We start from the raw sequence: 18,488 nt of genomic DNA on the forward strand, positions 1-18,488 counted from the left end.
TTTTTGCCGTCAATTTTTCCGGCTTGGTTGCTGACACTGCACGTTTGAGTAGGAGGATTTGTAAATACAGACTGAGCCTCGTAAAATGAATAAAATGTTCGTTAAACTGGAGAGACCTCAGATCTCAATCTGACGAAATTCTTTTTAGAACCGAGCTTCCTTCTTGACAAATTCGCTTTGAATACAACTCTTCAAGTATTGAAGAGTTGTATTCGACCAAAAATCCTCTTTTATTTTTTTCTTCCTTCTTACAACTTCCGAACAAAATCGCAAAACAACTAATAAAGCTTTCGCCCGGATCGACCGAGCGTTGTCGTCGAGGGAGAGCCGGATAAAGCGCCTGAGAATAGTAGAATATAGTTTTTATATTCTACTCTTAAAAGCAAGTGAAGCACTTCTCGCGGTGACGGAGGCAGGGATGCCGGAGTTCTCCCGTCGTAACACGGAAGTTACGCGGGAGGGAGCGTGGAGTGCGAAACGTTTGTTTAGGCCACTTTCTTCCAAGAATAAGTATGATAAAGCCCGCCTAAAACAGGATGAGATACCAATTCATAATTGCCATCTTTCGGCTTATAAAGAATGGGAGAAGGAATAGGGGTTTCTTTTTCCAAAGCAAGATGCGTTCTGTTATGATTGTAAAAGTAAATGAACTCTTCCAACTTTACTCTAAGATGATATTCATTGAGTGGGATGAAATAATCCAAAAATTCTTCCTTACAGGTTTTGACAAATCTTTCCGCATGACCGTTCTGCCAAGGCGACCGGATGGCTGTTTTTTTATGTTTGATCCCCAGTCTTTCCAAATAACGGGAGAATCTCTTACCGAATAACGTATCGTTATCCGTAAGAACATAAGAAATATTTTTAGAATTTTTCTTTCTGAGCGCGACTTTGATTACTTTTCTAACCCATCTGGTAGAAGTTTTTACTCTAATGTCGAAATGAAGAATTTGCCTCGTTTCTAGATCCATAAAAAATATAACTTTATATATCTCCCTAAAGTTATAAGAGAAAACCGTAAATAGATCGGAAACGATCATAGAGTCGGAATGAAGCGCAAGAAAGTTAGTCCAGGAAAGCCTTTTTCTCGGGTTAGGTGTTTTGCGAAGAGTTTTGATATACTTGGAAACTGATTTTTCCGAGATCAAATGCCCAAGCTTAATGATGATTCCATGAATTTTCGTAGCACCCCACAGGGGATTTTCTTTTGCAAACCTACGAACAAGTTTGATAATTCTCCAGGGAGTATTAGGTCTTCCGCCGGCCTTTCTTTTATTCGTAACAATCGTCCAAAAATCTTTGAATTTCTGTTCCCTCCAAGACAATAGAGTATTGGGAGAAACTAAAATTAAGGAAGATTCCCAACCTGGGAAAAAATAAGATAAAATAACAAGCTTTAATCGGTCCCAAGGTCTTGTATGAAAGATCTTTTTCTTTCGTTTCATTCCGGCAAGTTGAGTGCGAAGAAACAAATTTTCTAAGATCAATTGTTCTTGAAATTTGCGTGAAAAAATGTATAATAAGACAAACAGTAAGAAAAAATAAAAAACATTCACACATAACAAAAAAATGTGGTGGTCATTTGGTAAAGTTCTTTGTAGATTATTTCGTGATTCAATATGCAACTTCCCATAATCGATCTTATGTCGCATTAGATTTTGAAGCACATGAGTGGAAAGGCACATAGGTAACAGTTTGGAACACTCTCATGGGTTACACTTCTATCTCAATACATGCTTTACAATTCTTAAATTTTGAAAGCGACCAATCTCCAAAAATTATGCATAGTTAAAATGTAATAAAAGCAATCAGTAGGAATATTAATTCCCCAGTAATTATTGCACAAAGCAATCAAGTCCAAAACTTGTTGTTCCGTTAATCCCAAATCATTGATTAAGTTCGCTTCGGCGCTAATTTCGCCTTCTGAGATTACTCCTTGGCTGATATCTTCGATAATAAAAATGGCAATTTGAGCTCTGACTTCTGGAGAAGCGGTTCCGGATGATGACGAGCAGGCATTATTACTTTGCGCGGTATATACGGAGATTTTACCCGTAGTATTACGATCCGACTCGTAACTACTGATAATCGGTGTAGCGGTTCCGACACAAAGTGCGATTAGTAAGAAAGAATATAGTAATTTTTTATAACCCATAGTTAAGAAAATTTACGTGTGTTAACTTATAGTGACAAGCAAAAACAATTCAATACTTGTTTTTGCGACGAAAAACTCTGTCGCATTATATCTGCAATGTAATTAAAAAACTTATACCTATTTGGATAAGAGCAATCAAAGCAACATGTTTTATTTACCAGAATCCAAATCTGTAATGTAATAATACTCTTTGTCCCAAATCATGTACAAAACCCTTGCTGGAATTCCGTAGGCTTCCCTTACATAATCTCCCTGAGATGCATGGATTTCCCAACCTTTCAATTTGGATTCCGTTTCACTTCTCAAAGAATGTGTAGGAGCCGGTTGGTTCTCAGCTACGAACTTTCCTATCTCTCCACCTAATGTCCGAAAGGCGTTCCGCGGAGTGATTACATATGCGATATAACGGGGTCCATGGTAAGTCCCTTTGTTTTGAATCAGTGATTTGAATTCTTTCGCCACTTCACTTGCCGCAAGTCCCATTCTTCTATGATCCTTATGGCCTGTTGCGCCGCTTTCCGGCCAGAACGTAAGCAAAATTTCAGGACGATAGGTTTCCATTGCCTGTTTTACTTTTGCCTTTAATTCTTCGAGAGATACTTCAGGAACTCCTCCGTCCGGGTAATCCCAGACTTCTTGTTCATCAATTCCCATCGCATAACCGTTTTTAAGTGCTTCTGCCTTTCTGATGAAACCCAAATCCTTTTGCCTTGCTACCACCGGAACCTGATGACCTGCCTCTCCTTTGGTAGCAGTGACAAGTGCGGTAAAGGAGCTTGGATCTGATTTTTTAGCTCTGACAAATACACTGTTTACCAACTGTTCATCGTCGGGGTGGGCAAAAACTCCCAAAATCCGCTTCGATTTCAAGGAGTCATTGAGAGATGCCACTTCCACAGCGCTCGGTTCCTGGAACAAAGAGCGAACGAAAAAATAGACAGCCGCCAATCCGACCAATAACAAAACCAATAAGGAAGAAAGAATGATTTTTAAAGCTTTCATAATATTAAAATTTACTAAGATATTAGATAAAATTCGGGATAAGATGCAAGTTTTTTATGAGGTTCTCTAAGATACATTCAGGTAAGTAAAGTATCTTAGAGATGCTAAAGGAAAAGGAAGGGTTATTTTTTGTCGATATCTTTGCCTAGGATCGCCAAACGTTTGTGGATCACTTCGTTCAGGACATCCACAAGCTCCTGAAATTCATCGTCTTTTCTGATTCGGATCTTTTCAATAGGATCCCCGGAAGCAATCTTCTGCAGAGATCGTTTGATACTGTAAATCGGTCCCGCCATCTTATGAGATTTGAAAACGGAGAAAATAGTGATCAATGCCAAATATAAAACGGAAAGAGTCACGACTGCGTCGAATTGAATCGTATACATATTCAATTGATGATCGTAATTCGGTAGATAAATTTCCCTGGGAACGTATTTGAATTTTTCTTCTCCGGCAGCGGCATCGTCATTTTCGACTTTCCAATATACAATCTGTGCATCTTGTCTCAATCGGAAAACCGCACCACCGTCAAACTTCGATTTGTTGAGCCAGTAGAGAAATCCTAAAGTGACCGTCACTCCGGAGATAAACAACAAAGAATAATGAAGCAAAAACTTAAATTGAAATTCTTTATCAATAATATAACGAAATCGGAAGGCTTTTTTGTTGTCTTTATTGTCGCTGGACATGGATTGATGGGACTCCCCAATATGCAAAATCTTTACAAAATCAGAATGCCATAGAAACGGAAATTGTCAAAAAACTATTCAGTTTTATCTAATTTTTTCCGTTTCAACAATCTTCACAATGGGGATTTCGATCTTTCCGTCGGTTCCTTCAAATTGGAGGTGAGTATCCGTTTGGCCTAAAATGACACCATGGAGCTCGGTTCCATCCTCTAATCTAACCAATTCCAATCTGGAATACTCTTCATATAGTTTGTTTTCACGAGCAAGGTCTACTTGAGTGTGCAGCGCTTTCAGTTCTTTTTCTTCCTTTGATCCTAGGGAAATCACTGACTCCGCTTTGTCGGAAGAAACGGAAACTTGTTTTAAAGATTCTAAATAAATACTTTCTTCGGAGTTTTGTGAATTATTCTTAACTTCAACAGAACCTTCCCGAACGGAAACGGTTTGTTTTCCGTTTTCATCGACGGAAACGCTGAATGTGGTTCCCCGAACGATCGTAGAATAGGAACCGGATACGACTTGAAACACAGAATCTTTTTTCAGCTTTCCAACGGTAGCAAGAACCTTTCCTTTCTCAATTCCGATGGTTTGAATGGCGGAAGAATCGGATTTCTTAAGATCTGTTAGTTGAACAAGAGAGGCCGAAGCAACCCGAATCCAGGTTTTATTTTCAAAATCAAGATCAACGGAGCCGTTTTCCGCAGTCAGAATTTTGTCTCCCGGTCGGATTTTATCCCCTTTTTTCAGTGCAATCTGTACGGTTTCACCCAAATGCAAAAGAAAATTGTTTCCTTTTGATGTTTGAATCTCGCCCAATAATTCGGAAAACAAAACAGGAGGGGATGCGGCCCCTTTGGCCATTTCGGACGGATTATCCGTGCCTGAAGAAGAATCTTTCAAAAAGAATACAAATAATAAAGAAGCTGCTGTTGCAAACAAGGCAGTTCCACCTACTCCCAAAGCCCATTTGAATTTTCCGGGAAAGACGACCACTTGACCTGTCTTAGGCGGCATGTACAGGTCGGGAAACTTAGGTTCTTTCTTGGAAAGCTCTTCCCAGGAAAGAAACTCCCGATTCAAAGTTGATTTTGAAAGATGAGCCAACCGACTTTCCAGTTGCTTTAACTTGTTTGGGTCTAGATCTTTTTTCATAGTTTAATCCGGTACCAAATTTTCTCTTAAAGCTATGGCAGTAACTTTCTCTGTAGCACGTATAACCAAACGGGAAGCAGTGGAAACGGAGACATTCAAAATCTCCGCAATCTGAGTGAGTTGGAAGCCTTCTACGTTCTTTAATAAAATAGCACTTCTTTCGTCTTCTTTCAGTTCTCCGAGAAAACTGTACAATCTGTCCTCTAAATCCTGATACTCGGCTTGTTTTTCCAAGCGGGGATTGTGACTGTGGAGATCGATATCTTCCGAATAAATTTCTTTCGTAGTGGAAAATTTTTTAGCGTAATTGATGGAAAGATTGCGGGCTATGGTGTACAAAACCATAAGGGATTTCTCTTCCGTGAGACCAGAATCACTGTAATGTTTATGAAAGCTCAAGAAACTGTCTTGCATCAAATCCATTGCCGTATCCGCATTTTGAGTATATTTGTAGAGAAAATCATAAATCCTTTTATGATTTTTTTCGTAAATTTGACTCATCGAGATTTGATTCTCTGACACAAGAGATAATGTGTTCTGAGAATCCATGCCCTGACAAGTAAAATCTAATCTTTCTCTCTGTTTATGATGACAAATAACGAATGGGATTTTCTCAGGAAAAAACTTAATTTTCTTTCTGCAGTGCATGAAATGCCGCATTTTTGTAGGCGCCGATCATAGTAGGATAATTGAAAATATGTTCGGTAAAGTACTCAATGGGAGCTTTCAAGCTCACGATGCATTGGCCGAGGGCGATCAGTTCGGTTGCTTTGTCTGAAATGATATGAACTCCCAAAACCTTTCTAGTAGGTTTATCATATAGGATTTTTACCATTCCGTCCTGATCTCCGCTGATCTGAGCACGGGTAATCGTATCGAAACGAGCGATTCCCACACCATAATCCACACCTCTTTCCTTTAACGCTTCTTCCGTGGGACCGATGGTTGCGATTTCAGGTAAAGTATAAATTCCGATCGGGAACTCTTCCGCGGTCACCGGATGAGGTGCTCCGCCAAATATATGTTTTGCGACGTATTGTCCTTGGTACATGGAAACGGATGCGAGACTTGGAAAGCCGATCACGTCTCCGCAGGCATACACATTAGGAACCTTGGTTTGATAATTCTCGTTTACGACGATTTGTTTTCTGTCGTTGACTTCCACACCGAGTGTTTCTAGTCCTAGGTTTTCCACATTCCCCACTCTTCCGCGTGAAATCAGTACTTGGTTGACCTGGATCACATCACCCTTGTCAGTTGTAAGTTCGATTCCTTTACCATCAGTCAGTTTATCGTATTTTGTAATGGAACGTCCCGTATAAATTTCTATTCCCGCATTTTTCATATATTGGGACATCGATTCCGAAATCTCACGATCCAAAAATCCGAGTATCCTGTCCTGGGAATCGAACAGATGAACTTTGATTCCTATATGGGAAAAAATAGTGGCGTATTCGGATCCGATAATACCCGCTCCTACGACTGCAATGGAAGAAGGCATATTCGCAATGGAAAACAATCCGTCGCTGTCATAAATGAGTCCGTCTTCGAAAGGTATATTCTCATTTGCGGGACGTCTGGGGGAACTACCGGTTGCTATCAGTATGTAATCCGTTTCGAGGACTTTTTTCCGCCCACTAGCATCTGTTACTTCAACATGATTTTGATCCAGAATTTTACCCCATCCGGTGAAAGTGGTAACCCGGTTTTGGATCATCTGTTCGCGGGTCACATCTTCTTCTTTTTCAATCACAGTGGATGCACGATGCATTAACTCCTGTAAACTGAGTTGGTTCACCTGGGGAGTGCGTAGTCCGTGCACGGTAGATAAATGTAAATTGCGATAAAACCGGCTGGTTTCCTGCAAAGATTTGGAAGGAATCGTGCCCCAATGCACACAACCTCCTCCCAGATAAGGATCTTTTTCAATGAGGGCAGCTTTTTTCCCCATTTTAGTTGCTTGGATGGCAGCTTTTTGAGCTGCCGGGCCGCCGCCGATGGCAATGATATCAAACCGGTTAATGGACATAGGTGAATTCTTTATGTACTTCCGTTATCGGATAGAGAGATGCCACGACAAGCAATTCAGCAAATTTGTTTTGCCTTTTCTCCAAACTGAGGTTCATTTTTTTAAAATCGACTCTTGACATTCCCATTATGGGAAGCTTTAGAATGAAAAGAAGAAAGAAACCGGATTCCGGTTTTGCGGGAATTATCAATAAAATAACCCGAGCCAAAGGAGAAAAACAATGAAAGAACTATATAAAATCGAAGGTATGACCTGTAACCACTGTTTGATGACAGTCAAAAAAACATTTGAGGGCAAAGGAATTCTTGCAAGTCCCAATCTGGAAGACCGAACCGTCGAAGTGAATTCTTCCTTAAGCGAGGCGGATTGGAAACAAATCCACGATCTTCTTGCGGAAGAAGGTTATGAATTGGGGGAAAAAGTCTAAACCGAGACCCCGCAATTGAGTTAACCAAATTGTATAAATCATTCTACATGCATTCGTTAAGATAGATTTTTTGTTCAATAAATTGAAATAATTATTGAAATCAGAATGAGGATTTTGGACAATTGGTATAATTACTTACAGGAGACCATCCCATGACACTCAGACTTGGCGACGAAGCACCTAATTTTCAAGCCGAAACCTCAGAAGGTTCTATCGACTTCCACCAATACCTTGGCACTAGCTGGGGAATCCTCTTCTCTCACCCTAAAGATTATACCCCGGTATGTACAACCGAACTCGGTTATGTTGCAAAAATCAAACCTGAGTTTGAAAAACGCAATGTGAAAGTTTTAGCTCTTTCCGTTGACCCGGTGGATTCTCACAAAGGTTGGATTTCCGATATCAACGAAACCCAAAAAACGACTGTAAACTACCCTATCATCGCGGATTCGGATAAAAAAGTTTCCAATCTTTACGATATGATCCACCCGAATGCAAGCGAAACTACGACTGTTCGTTCCGTATTTGTAATCGGCCCAGACAAAAAAGTAAAATTGACTTTGACTTATCCTGCTTCCACAGGAAGAAATTTCGACGAGCTTTTGCGTGTAATCGATTCTCTCCAACTAACATCTGTTTATAGCGTAGCAACGCCTGCAAACTGGAAAGACGGAGAAGATACGATCATCGTTCCTTCCGTATCCGATGAAGATGCTAAGAAAAAATTTCCAAAAGGTTTCAGAATCGTAAAACCTTATTTGCGTTACACTCCGCAACCAAACAAATAAAAACCACTCATAGAAAAGAAAGGCGTGTCCGATTTGAACCGCCTTTCTTTTTCTTTACACAAATCCCTTCCGTAAAATTTTTATCATTATGAAGATTAAACTCAAACGAGTGGGTACTCCCTATGTTTTGGAAACAGAAAACGAAACGGGAAACAAAATCACAATCGATGCTTCTCCCGAAATCGGAGGTTCCAACAGAGGACCAAGACCTATGGAATTACTCATTATGGGCCTTGCAGGCTGCAGTAGCATTGATGTGATTATGATCTTGCAAAAACATAAGATAGAAATCGCAGACTACTCCGTAGAAGTGGATGCGGAAAGGGAAAAAGTAGACCAGGTTTCCTTATTCAGCAAAATTCACATGAAATTCAAAGTGAAGGGTGCTTTTGAAACGGAACAAGTCAAAAGAGCCATCGACTTGAGCCTGGAAAAATACTGCTCCGTAGCAAAGACTTTGGAAAAAACCGCAAGCATCACATACGAATTCGAAATCGTCTAACGAACATTATTTTTGCTCGTTCAATTTCCAACTATAGTCATTGTATTCAATCAGGGCGTCCGCTCTGATTTTGTCTTTAAATCCATCCTGCAGAAATTCGATCAAAGTCGATTTTTTGGTAAAGTCATCTTTAAACCAATTGAATATCTGACTGAGCTTCAAAAGATTTTTAGTTTTATCATAAGAGTTTTTCGTTGGGTTTTGTAAAAAGCTCAACTTTGCATCTTGCAATTGGGATTCCAAATTCTTTTCTATAAAAGCTTCCGAACGTAAGCTCGGGCAACCGATAGAAGCACATACGATTGCAAAATGAATTCTAGGTTCTTTAAAATCCTTTCTCAATTTTTCGTGTTCGATCCAATCCAAGGTTCTTGTTTGGCCTAATAATTGAAAAAATTCTTTTTTCCAAGGAGTTCCCCTCGCCAAGTTCAAAGAGGAAAAGGGAGATCCTATTTCCGTTATACTTTTGAGGGGATAATGGTCCAAAATCAAACGAACTGTAAATGCGTTGTATGCATTGATTAGAAAAGCAAGTTTTGCCTGAGTATTGAATTTAGAATAATCGGTTTCCGGCAATTTGGAAAGAGAGTCCAAATAAGAGTTTAATACCTGCGAATCCTGTTGAAACCCTTTGTAATTTACAAGGCCACCCGAGACATGTTTCTTTAAAAGTGTATCCCAAGTCTTATGCGATTGGTCGAAGTCCTCGGCAACTAACAGAGGAGATATGAAAAAAAAGCCGATGATACAAACTAGTCTAAGGATCATATGTTAAACCGCCTTCCAAATTCTCCTTTGAGAAATCTCTTAAGCAAGCTTTTTCCAGATCCGAATCCCCGGAAATTGCCACCGAAAGAGATAACTCCCGTCACTTCCGACTAAGAGAGACTATTCAGATAACGGCTCATTCCCTGGATTGCCACTTGAGGTATTTCGTGTCCTCCCGGAAAACCGATAAACTCGCCTAACAGGCCTGCATCTCTTAGAAGTTTTTCCAATCTTTTGGCGTTTTTAAAACCCAATACCGGATCGGATTCTCCGTGAGTTTGGAAAAAACGGAGGTTTGCCTTTTTGGGAGCAAGACTTTGCCAGATATCCTCTTTGATTAAAGTTCCGGAAAGAAGCATCAAACCGTGAGGAGTCGATTCATTCACCAAGCTTATATCAGTTGCGAGCATCGCTCCCTGGGAAAATCCTCCCAAAATCAACTGGTTCCATGGAACACCGGATGCTTGAATCATTAAGAGAGCCGCTTGCCTTGCCACATCCAATCCTTCCGGATTGCGATGGGTAAAATAATACGCATCTCTATTTTGCATGGCTTCTTGCAAAGCCTGCATATCAATAGGAAACCAAGCCCTGCCATCATAACCCGGCATGATGGGAATCTTTAAATGACCTTGCGGAAAAATCCAATTGAACTTTTGATCCGTGGCAAGAACCTCGTGGATAGGATAAAGATCGAACGCACTTGCCCCATACCCGTGAAACAAAATGATTGTAGGAGCATCCGGGTCACCTGACACCCGTAAAACCTGCAACGGCCCTAACGTTTCCAATTGATCTTCCATATCGTCTAACATAGAATTATTCCTAAAATAATTTTAACTGCCCGTCGTCAATTTCCAAATCGTTATTTCCATTCAAATTGGAAATTGAAATTCCGATCAAACGAACTTTCTTCGGCTGTCCTGGAGACTCTTTCCATAAACTAGCAAGTAATGACGAAGATTGTTCCAATAGATCGGAAGCCAAGAATAAAACTCTCTCCGATGTGATGCTCCTGGAAACATTGGTGAAATCCGCATATTTGATTTTTAAAGTCAGAGTTTTGCCCTTTTTATCTTTCTTTTCCAAACGCCTCGCGGTTTCTTTTGAAATTCCATCCAGAACAGTATATAAAAAATTAAAATCATCCGAATCCTTTTCAAAAGTGGTTTCCACACCTATTGACTTCGGGTCACGGTAAGGGACAACCGGTCTGTCATCCAAACCTCTTGCCATATAAAAATAGCTTCTGCCCATTTTACCGAAATGGGAAATCAATTCTTCCTCTTTGAGAGTTAACAAATCCTTTCCGAACTGCAAACCCATACTTTGCATCTTTTCAAAAGTTTTTTTACCGATTCCGTGAAACTTGGAAAGACTTAAGTTCGCTAAAAATGTTCCTGCATCTTCGGGCAGAATCACGGCCAAACCGTTCGGTTTGTTTTTTTCGGATGCCATCTTCGCAAGAAATTTATTGGAAGAAACCCCAGCAGAGCATGTAAGATCTGTTTTGTGGAAAACTTTTTCCCGGATTTCTTTTGCGACTGTTGTGGCATGAGGAATGTTTTTTTTATTTTCAGTCACATCCAGATACGCTTCATCCAAAGATAAGGGTTCGATTAAGTCGGTATATTCGGAAAAAATTTCCCTAATCTCGTAAGATACTTTTCTATAAGCATCAAACCTAGGAGGTGTAAAAATCGCTTCAGGACAAAGTTTGAACGCCTGGTAACAAGGCATAGCCGATCGGATTCCGAATTTTCTCGCTTCGTAACTCGCAGCACAAACCACTGCCCTGGAATTCGGCGGTCCTCCCACTACTACGGGAAGTCCCTTCCATTCTTTTTTATCTCTTTGTTCAACGGAAGCGTAAAATGCATCCATATCGATATGGATAATTTTTCTCACTTTTCCAACTTATCCCACTCTCTTGATTATTCACTCAAAAAAATCTTGCCAAAATATTTTTAATGACTGAAGATTTCGAGAAGTGAAACAAACGAGTTCCAAGATTCTGGTCGTAGATGATAACGAGACCAATGTCGAAATCATCACCCATATACTTCTGAAACAAAACTACGAAGTCGCAGTGGCGTATGACGGTGAGTATGCGATAGAACTCGCGGAAGCTCTCGAACTGGATCTTATTCTTTTGGACATACTGTTGCCGGGGATCAGCGGTTTGGACGTCGCCAAAAAACTCCAATCACAGGAAAAAACCAAAAACATACCCATCCTTTTTTTATCCGCACTGAATGAAACAAAGGATATAGTTTTAGGTCTCGAAACAGGTGCAGTCGATTATATTACCAAACCTTTCCAAGAAGCGGAAATTCTCGCGAGAATCCAAACTCATATCAAAATCAAACAATTGGAGAAAGAAAGGATCAATCTTCTGCATTCGATTCATAAAGATCTGGAGCTTGCCAGATCCAACCAACAAAACCTTGTTAGTTTCCACTTCCCTCCTTCCAAAGATTACAAGATCTATTCGTCTTACAGACCGATGGATCTGGTAGGCGGCGATTTGATTACGTATGACCTGCTTCCTTCCGGAGATCTGGATATTCTTTTCGGCGATGTAACCGGTCACGGAATTGCCGCCGCAATGGTTTCCCTTATGGCGATCATCACCTTTAAAACCATGAATAAAGCGTTTCTTTCACCTAGCGAATGTTTATATTGGATACACAATACTCTTAGTCCGATGATCAATACTCATTTTATCAGCGGCATTTACCTGAGATACAACGCTCAAAATAAACTTTTATCCTACTCAATGGCAGGACATCATGCCATGGTACTAATTCGGGGGAATGAGCTCATCAAACTAGGTACCAAAGGTTTTTGTCTTATGATGTTTCCACAACTGATGACCGACAATAATGAAATATTTTTACAGGAAAAAGACAGATTGTTTTTGTTTTCGGACGGAATGTTCGAAGTTCCGAATGCCGCTGAGGAATATTTGGGAGAATTAGCATTTTACGATATGGTTCAGAACTCTTTGGAATTGAGAGGCCCTTCGTTCTTGGATTCGTTGCAAGACCAGGTTTTGGAATATTCAAACGGAGCTATTGCCGATGATATGACAATGTTGGTGATCGAACTGGAATGATTTTTCTGCCTTTGGTTTACATATCGATTTTTTTCTTCTTAGTAAGTATTTATTATTTCATCAGATTCAGAAAGGAAAAAAAATTAAGAATCCTTCTGTTCGAAAAGAACATCGACAAATCAACCGAAATTGAACGGGTGTTAATCGAGAAAGAAAAACAATACCAGGATATTTACGATACTGCCAACTCGATCATCATCCGCTGGAATCCCAATTTTATCATCCATTCCATCAATCCTTACGCGGAAGAATTTTTCGGGGTCAAAAGATATCTGATAGAAGGCAAAGATCTGGTCATCGATCTCTTTAACATCAAACCCGAAGACGTCAATGTGATGAAATCCCAACTTTGGAACATCTTTCATCTTCCGGAACAATTCATTCGGCAGGAATACGATGTTTTTCTTCCCAATCAGGATAGAAGAACAATCAGTTGGTCCAATCGGATTTTAAAAGACTCCTACGGATATCCGTTTCAAGTTTTATCAATAGGAAACGATATCACGAATAGGAAACTTGCAGAAGAAAATCTGCTTAAATCTTACGAAAGAATATTGGATCTTTATAATAACGCTCCTTGCGGATACCATTCTCAGGATTCGGAAGGAATGATCGTATCCATCAATGATACTGAGCTCGAGTGGCTCGGTTATTCCAGAGAAGAAGTCATCGGTAAGATGAAATTCGAATCCATTCTCACGGATAAAAGCAAATCCCGGTACTATTCCATCTATGAAGATTTTAAAATAGAAGGTTCCGTTCAGGATATCGAATACGAATACATCCGCAAAGACGGTACTATTTTCATCGTTAGTTTAAACTCGACCGCATCTTACGATAAAGATGGAAACTTCACAATCAGCAGGGCGACAATTTTCGATATAACGGAAAGAAAAAGAGCCGAACAGAAGTTAAATGAATATTCTCAAATGATTGAACACCAAAATCTGGAATTGCAAAAAGCAGTGGAGGAAGCGAATTTTGCAACCAAATCAAAATCCATTTTCTTTTCCAAAATCACACATGAATTAAGGACTCCCCTTCATGCAGTGATAGGTTTCTCCCAGATTTTGGAAAAGGATCCCAATCTTCCGACTCATCTGAAGGGTTATGTACATTCATTGTATGAAAACGGAGTCCATCTTTTGGGAATGATCAATGACATACTGGATCTTTCCAAAATAGAAGCGGGGAAAATGACCGAATCCAAAGAAACATTTTCTTTGGTTCAGCTTTGGGACAATTTATTCTCCATGTTTGCCTATCGTTTTTTGGAAAAAGGACTTGGTTTTTATTTGGAAGACCCAAAAACGATTTTAGGCAAATACTACGACGGTGATATCCAGAAAATTCGCCAAATACTCGTTAACTTTCTTGGGAATTCCCTTAAATTCACCGAATCGGGTGAAATCAAACTCAGTATATCCATCCAGGAAGGAAAAGACCCGCAGGCTCTTGATTTGGTTCATTTTTCCGTGACGGATACCGGAATAGGAGTTCCTGAAAACCAATTGGGTTTAATCTTTGAAGCATTTCAACAAACGGAACAAGGATCATCTTACAAAGAAGGAACAGGCCTCGGTCTCGCCATATCACATCAATTAGTTGAGTTTTTGGGCGGAACGATCGGAGTTACAAGCGAACAAAACAAAGGGTCTGTTTTTTCTTTTAAAATCCCTCTCAGAAGAATCAGAATCAACGAAGATGCCGAATTACCTTCGAGAACAATCGGACCTACGAATTCCAACGATCTGAAACCGATCAAGCAGGAAGAACCTAATGAAAATAATGCGATTCTTGCTTATATAAAAAATCTTCCGGAAGACCGACAAAAGGAAATTTTGCATCTGATACGCATCCAAGACTATTCCAAATTGATCTTGGTTCTGGAAGATGATCTTTCCGATTGGGAAGGCAAGGATATTCTGATAGAAAAGGCGAAAGATAGAAAATTCAAATTTCTGATCGATTTTATCCAATCAATCAACTAACGAATATTATTTTTGTAGTTTGGTAGCGATTTCGATCTGGTTGATATTTTTATTTTTCAACCGATTGACGATTTCAAAAAAATCACCGAAGGCGGAAGATTTATCGATTTCCAGGATCACCTTTGAAGCAGAAGTAATACCTTTTCCCGATTGAATCGCCAGGATCAATTCCTCTTTTGTTTTGGCAGCCCCATTCCAATACCACTGCCCATTCGAATCCAAAGACAATACAATTTGCGAATCAAAATCACCCACTCTGCTGTTTTCCGATTTAGGCAAATCCAATTCCACATAAGATTTGGTTTCGGTAAATCGAACCGATACCATCAGAAAAATCAAAAGAATAAACAGAACATCGATTAAACTGCTGATATCTATTTGTTTTCTTTTACGAATCCGTTTCAGCTTCATCTATTTAAAGGTCTATTTTCTTTTGAAAATAAACTTCGTTTGTTTTTTGCAATAAGGTTTCTAAAATCTGATGAAACAAAAGGGAAGGAATCGCAACTCCCAATCCGAAAATCGTAGTGACCAAAGCGTCTTTAATCCCGCCCGCAAGTACGTCAATGGTCGCTTTGCCGGCAGACTGCATCTCGGCAAAAGAAGTATAGATACCCATCACAGTACCCAAAAGCCCGAGCAACATGGAAATGGAAGCCAAGGAAGGAAGCCAGTCTAACACCCGCTCTATGGAAGAACCGATCAGATCGTATTCTTCTTCTTTAGGCAAAACCGTGCCCTCCTGTTTCAAAAATTTGGAAAGTTTGAGAATGCGGGACAGGGAATAAAGAAAAATAGCAGCGGAAGAAATGGAAAAACTGCATAAAATAAATAAAATGAAATTTGCCGTCTCAGAAAAAGACCAATTCATGGAAGAAACAACCCCTATGAACCAATACGAACTCCCCTCTCCAGAAAAGAAACCGGAATATGTAAAATCGAATTTCGATCATATTGCGAAAGCCTATGATAGATTCAATGATTGGAATAGTTTTTTTCTCCATAGATCCTGGAAGAACTGGGTCGTAAAGGAAGCTCTCAAAGAATCTTCCGATCCGAAAATCGCAGTCGATCTTTGTTGCGGGACGGGAGACATTACAGCTCGACTATCGCGAGTTAAATCATTTCAATCCGTGACAGGTATTGATTTTTCCGAGAATATGCTTTCTTATGCAAAAACCAAACTGATTCTCGACAACCGTGTCAAACTTCAAGTGGGTGATGCAATGAACTTGAAGTCCTTAAAAAATGATTCGGTAGATATTCTTACAATGGGTTTCGGATTACGCAATGTATCCGATCTGAAAAAATGTTTATCGGAAATCAAAAGGGTTCTGAAACCGGGAGGAGTCTTTGTCAATTTGGATGTAGGAAGAGTCAGACCCAAATTTTTAAAGTATTTCGCCGATTTTTATTTTTTCAAAATCGTTCCTATTTTCGGGTATTTGCTGTACGGAAGCAAACATGAAATGTTCGATTACCTTCCTCATTCCGCAAAATCCTATCCCGATCAGGAAAATTTAAAAAAAATATTAGAAGAGCTTGGATTTCATTCCGTTCGATTTACTAATTTTGTATTCGGAAATGCAGTCGGGCATGTAGCGAAAAAATAAAACTCCGATGAACGTTTAAATAAGACAATTCTGCTTCATTTATGTCATTGCAAGTTTCTCATAAGGGAAACAGCTAATGAATTCATTCTTTTGGGAAAAAAAATTTAGTACGAATACGCAAAAGAAATGTCAAAACTGACAGACGATAGATGGACATAATGGATAATTACAGTTCCAAATTTAATTTATGTTAGATGGCACAAAGGAAAAACGATCACGGTTTCTATCATATCTGCAATACATATGCTATTTTTTTACAATTTGAATTTTTGTCCTTTTTTTCATGATTCCCCTTGATTTTTATCCAAAAATCTGCGATCTTGTAATTAGGCAATAAATTACGATTGTATTTTATGTCGCGTCCCATGCGAGGATCACCATGTTAAAAAAATTATTAATTATCACCCTCATGATAGGCTTACAAGCATCATGTTCTTCCAAGAAAAAAGGGATCCCTTTGTTTTTACTTATGTTAGGTGGCGGCGGAACGGCTTCCGTGCCGGCGTCTCCCGCAACTGTCTCCCAAGCAGAGTCAGGAGATAGTTTCACTGTAGTTCCTTTGACCGGAGACGAATCCGGTTCCGGAAGTACCGGCAACGGTGGAAGCGGAAATTCGGGAGACGGAATTTTCACAACTCCTACCGGACCGACAGAAGTACTTTCCAATATCCATTTTCAAGTGATTAACGACACTTTTCTTTGGGATAATACGATCAGCACTTATATTACCATCAAAGTTTCCAATGAAGATGGTGTTTTATCCGGGATCAATGTAAAAGCCTCGGAAGACCAATCCACTCCTGGCGTCGCTCAGTTCCTATCGCAAGGACTGACTGGTAATGACGGTTTGGTGACTATTCGAATTACGGTTCTTCCCTCCGTTAGCGAAGTCATCGTTACGATTTACGGCATCAATCCCAAAACAGGCAAGGCTCAAGAGATTACCGGCCGTATTCCGATCCAAGTTCCCGAATCCTACGTAGGTGGCGGTTCCGGCGGCAATGGCGGAGGTTCAAGTGGTGGTGATAATGGAGGTGGAGGAACAGTTGTAGTCGCTCCGGAAATCGATCTCAGCACTGTGAATTTCGGAGCTGTGGCAGGATGTTTGCAAAATCTGGATTCGGACTGCGACGGAGTATTGGATGCAGATGACGAATTTCCGACAGATGCGGAACTGGGGTGGACCACTCGAACAGGGCGCCACACCCTTGCTTGGGAAGACTATTATCAATCATCCCATATCCAAAACGCAACTGCAAATCCGAACAATGACATGGACCTAAACGACCATGTAACCGTATTCTCAACTGAAATCGATTACACTCCTACCGGAAAAGCAAAAGCAATTCGGGGCATTTTCACACATGTTGGAAAAGGTGCAGGATTCAATCATGATTTGAGACTCTCCTTAGATGTTCCCGTTTCCGCAAATCTTGCTATTTCTTACGTAGGAAATAACGGACAAACCATCTCTTCCATGAATTGTTCTCTGGCGCTCGCCTCCGGATCAAATGCAGGAGATTGTGTGGGGGGAACTTTGACTTCCGCCCAATTGAAAAAAGGAATACTCATCCTTCCCAATTCTCAGAACACTCTTTATAATTCCAAGAACTCCCCCGGTGTAGGCGGAGCATTGAATTTCGTATTGGGAATGACTGCGAATTTTACGATCACTTTCTCCGAACCTGTGGATCTTGCCGCGGCGAAAAATCTTTCCGGCGGACACTTGAATTACTTCTTAGGAGTGAGTGGAACCGGAGAAAAGATCTTCCGTCCGGGCTTTGTGAAATCATCAGAAACTAGTTCCGGTTATGATCTTTACATAGATCGTGTTACAGGATTTCCTTTCGGAGTGATTGTTCCGGGAGTTTTTAATTTTCCGAGAGAAGTCACTAACATTCTAGATCCAAACAACCAAGGAAAAACAGGATACCCTGCTTTCAAAGAATGGGCGAGTTCCAAAGGAACCAAATCCAGAAACTGGTTCGAGCAAACGATGACTTCGGCGCAAGCCGCCTACGTAGTGGATATCAAATCCAATTATTTGCCTAAACCGTTTACTGCCGTTCTGATTGATTCCGTCCGAGTTCATCTTTGGGAATTGGCAATTTCATTGATTGTGATCGGAGCAAGTATCGGATTCTATCTCCGTAGAAAGATGATTCTTTCCATGACTGCATAAACACAATCGACCTACTGCAAATTTGCAGAAAAAAAGGGAATTTCGGAAGAAGTTCCCTTTTTTTTTGTGTTT

At 40.1% G+C, this 18,488-nt stretch carries 19 protein-coding genes; 7 read left to right on the forward strand and 12 right to left on the reverse strand.

Features of this window, described 5'->3' with window-relative positions:
- Positions 1-485: 485 nt before the first annotated feature.
- The 7 genes from DI077_RS19245 to sthA all read right to left on the reverse strand — a co-directional run bounded on the left by DI077_RS19245 (position 486) and on the right by sthA (position 7,027).
- Positions 486-1,445 (reverse strand): integrase core domain-containing protein, encoded by a 960-nt coding sequence (locus tag DI077_RS19245; protein WP_423241800.1) that lies wholly within the window; start codon positions 1,443-1,445, stop codon positions 486-488.
- Positions 1,446-1,747: 302 nt separating this feature from the next.
- Positions 1,748-2,155: a hypothetical protein gene (locus DI077_RS19250; RefSeq protein ID WP_109022320.1), complete on the reverse strand. Its 408-nt coding sequence runs from the start codon at positions 2,153-2,155 to the stop codon at positions 1,748-1,750.
- 150 nt (positions 2,156-2,305) lie between these two features.
- The gene (locus DI077_RS19255) at positions 2,306-3,157 is read right to left on the reverse strand and encodes a PIG-L family deacetylase (protein WP_109022319.1); all 852 of its coding nucleotides are present in this window, start codon (positions 3,155-3,157) and stop codon (positions 2,306-2,308) included.
- 122 nt (positions 3,158-3,279) lie between these two features.
- On the reverse strand, positions 3,280-3,846 hold the full coding sequence (locus DI077_RS19260) for a HAMP domain-containing protein (RefSeq protein ID WP_109022318.1): 567 nt from the start codon (positions 3,844-3,846) through the stop codon (positions 3,280-3,282).
- An 84-nt stretch (positions 3,847-3,930) separates the two neighbouring features.
- On the reverse strand, positions 3,931-4,998 hold the full coding sequence (locus DI077_RS19265) for a FecR family protein (RefSeq protein WP_109022317.1): 1,068 nt from the start codon (positions 4,996-4,998) through the stop codon (positions 3,931-3,933).
- A 3-nt stretch (positions 4,999-5,001) separates the two neighbouring features.
- A complete protein-coding gene (locus DI077_RS19270; RefSeq protein WP_109022316.1) occupies positions 5,002-5,499 on the reverse strand; it encodes an RNA polymerase sigma factor in 498 nt (165 codons plus the stop codon).
- A gap of 124 nt (positions 5,500-5,623) precedes the next feature.
- Positions 5,624-7,027 (reverse strand): Si-specific NAD(P)(+) transhydrogenase, encoded by a 1,404-nt coding sequence (gene sthA / locus DI077_RS19275; RefSeq protein WP_109022315.1) that lies wholly within the window; start codon positions 7,025-7,027, stop codon positions 5,624-5,626.
- A 220-nt stretch (positions 7,028-7,247) separates the two neighbouring features.
- Between sthA and DI077_RS19280 the strand changes: the two genes are divergently transcribed.
- The 3 genes from DI077_RS19280 (at position 7,248) to DI077_RS19290 (ending at position 8,744) form a co-directional block, all read left to right on the forward strand.
- Positions 7,248-7,454 (forward strand): heavy-metal-associated domain-containing protein, encoded by a 207-nt coding sequence (locus DI077_RS19280; RefSeq protein ID WP_109022314.1) that lies wholly within the window; start codon positions 7,248-7,250, stop codon positions 7,452-7,454.
- Between the two features lie 152 nt (positions 7,455-7,606).
- Positions 7,607-8,242: a peroxiredoxin gene (locus tag DI077_RS19285; RefSeq protein WP_109022313.1), complete on the forward strand. Its 636-nt coding sequence runs from the start codon at positions 7,607-7,609 to the stop codon at positions 8,240-8,242.
- 88 nt (positions 8,243-8,330) lie between these two features.
- Complete coding sequence (locus DI077_RS19290) at positions 8,331-8,744, forward strand: OsmC family protein (protein ID WP_109022312.1); 414 nt, start codon at positions 8,331-8,333, stop codon at positions 8,742-8,744.
- 6 nt (positions 8,745-8,750) lie between these two features.
- Here the strand turns inward: DI077_RS19290 and DI077_RS19295 are convergent, their stop codons facing one another.
- From DI077_RS19295 to dinB, 3 genes are all read right to left on the reverse strand, one after another.
- Positions 8,751-9,512: a DUF547 domain-containing protein gene (locus DI077_RS19295; RefSeq protein ID WP_109022311.1), complete on the reverse strand. Its 762-nt coding sequence runs from the start codon at positions 9,510-9,512 to the stop codon at positions 8,751-8,753.
- 110 nt (positions 9,513-9,622) lie between these two features.
- A complete protein-coding gene (locus DI077_RS19300) occupies positions 9,623-10,327 on the reverse strand; it encodes an alpha/beta hydrolase (RefSeq protein ID WP_109022310.1) in 705 nt (234 codons plus the stop codon).
- Between the two features lie 10 nt (positions 10,328-10,337).
- On the reverse strand, positions 10,338-11,396 hold the full coding sequence (gene dinB / locus DI077_RS19305) for a DNA polymerase IV (RefSeq protein ID WP_242935471.1): 1,059 nt from the start codon (positions 11,394-11,396) through the stop codon (positions 10,338-10,340).
- Between the two features lie 106 nt (positions 11,397-11,502).
- On the opposite strand from dinB, the gene DI077_RS19310 reads away from it, so the two are divergent.
- Together DI077_RS19310 and DI077_RS19315 are read left to right on the forward strand one after the other, a co-directional pair.
- Complete coding sequence (locus tag DI077_RS19310; RefSeq protein ID WP_109022308.1) at positions 11,503-12,630, forward strand: PP2C family protein-serine/threonine phosphatase; 1,128 nt, start codon at positions 11,503-11,505, stop codon at positions 12,628-12,630.
- Positions 12,627-14,621 carry a PAS domain-containing sensor histidine kinase gene (locus DI077_RS19315; RefSeq protein WP_109022307.1) on the forward strand — a complete coding sequence of 665 codons (1,995 nt, stop codon included), beginning with the start codon at positions 12,627-12,629 and terminating at the stop codon, positions 14,619-14,621. The genes DI077_RS19310 and DI077_RS19315 overlap by 4 nt, the downstream gene beginning before the upstream one ends.
- A 6-nt stretch (positions 14,622-14,627) precedes the next feature.
- On the opposite strand, the gene DI077_RS19320 is transcribed toward DI077_RS19315, so the two are convergent.
- Entirely contained in the window at positions 14,628-15,032 is a 405-nt protein-coding gene (locus DI077_RS19320; RefSeq protein ID WP_109022306.1) for an ExbD/TolR family protein, read from the reverse strand.
- 4 nt (positions 15,033-15,036) lie between these two features.
- Positions 15,037-15,492: a MotA/TolQ/ExbB proton channel family protein gene (locus tag DI077_RS19325; protein WP_109022305.1), complete on the reverse strand. Its 456-nt coding sequence runs from the start codon at positions 15,490-15,492 to the stop codon at positions 15,037-15,039.
- A 16-nt stretch (positions 15,493-15,508) separates the two neighbouring features.
- On the opposite strand from DI077_RS19325, the gene DI077_RS19330 reads away from it, so the two are divergent.
- Positions 15,509-16,234: a ubiquinone/menaquinone biosynthesis methyltransferase gene (locus DI077_RS19330; protein WP_109022462.1), complete on the forward strand. Its 726-nt coding sequence runs from the start codon at positions 15,509-15,511 to the stop codon at positions 16,232-16,234.
- A 379-nt stretch (positions 16,235-16,613) separates the two neighbouring features.
- Positions 16,614-18,416 (forward strand): LruC domain-containing protein, encoded by a 1,803-nt coding sequence (locus DI077_RS19335; RefSeq protein ID WP_109022304.1) that lies wholly within the window; start codon positions 16,614-16,616, stop codon positions 18,414-18,416.
- Positions 18,417-18,488: the final 72 nt, after the last annotated feature.

This window comes from Leptospira kobayashii (genome assembly GCF_003114835.2).
GTDB lineage: Bacteria > Spirochaetota > Leptospiria > Leptospirales > Leptospiraceae > Leptospira_A > Leptospira_A kobayashii.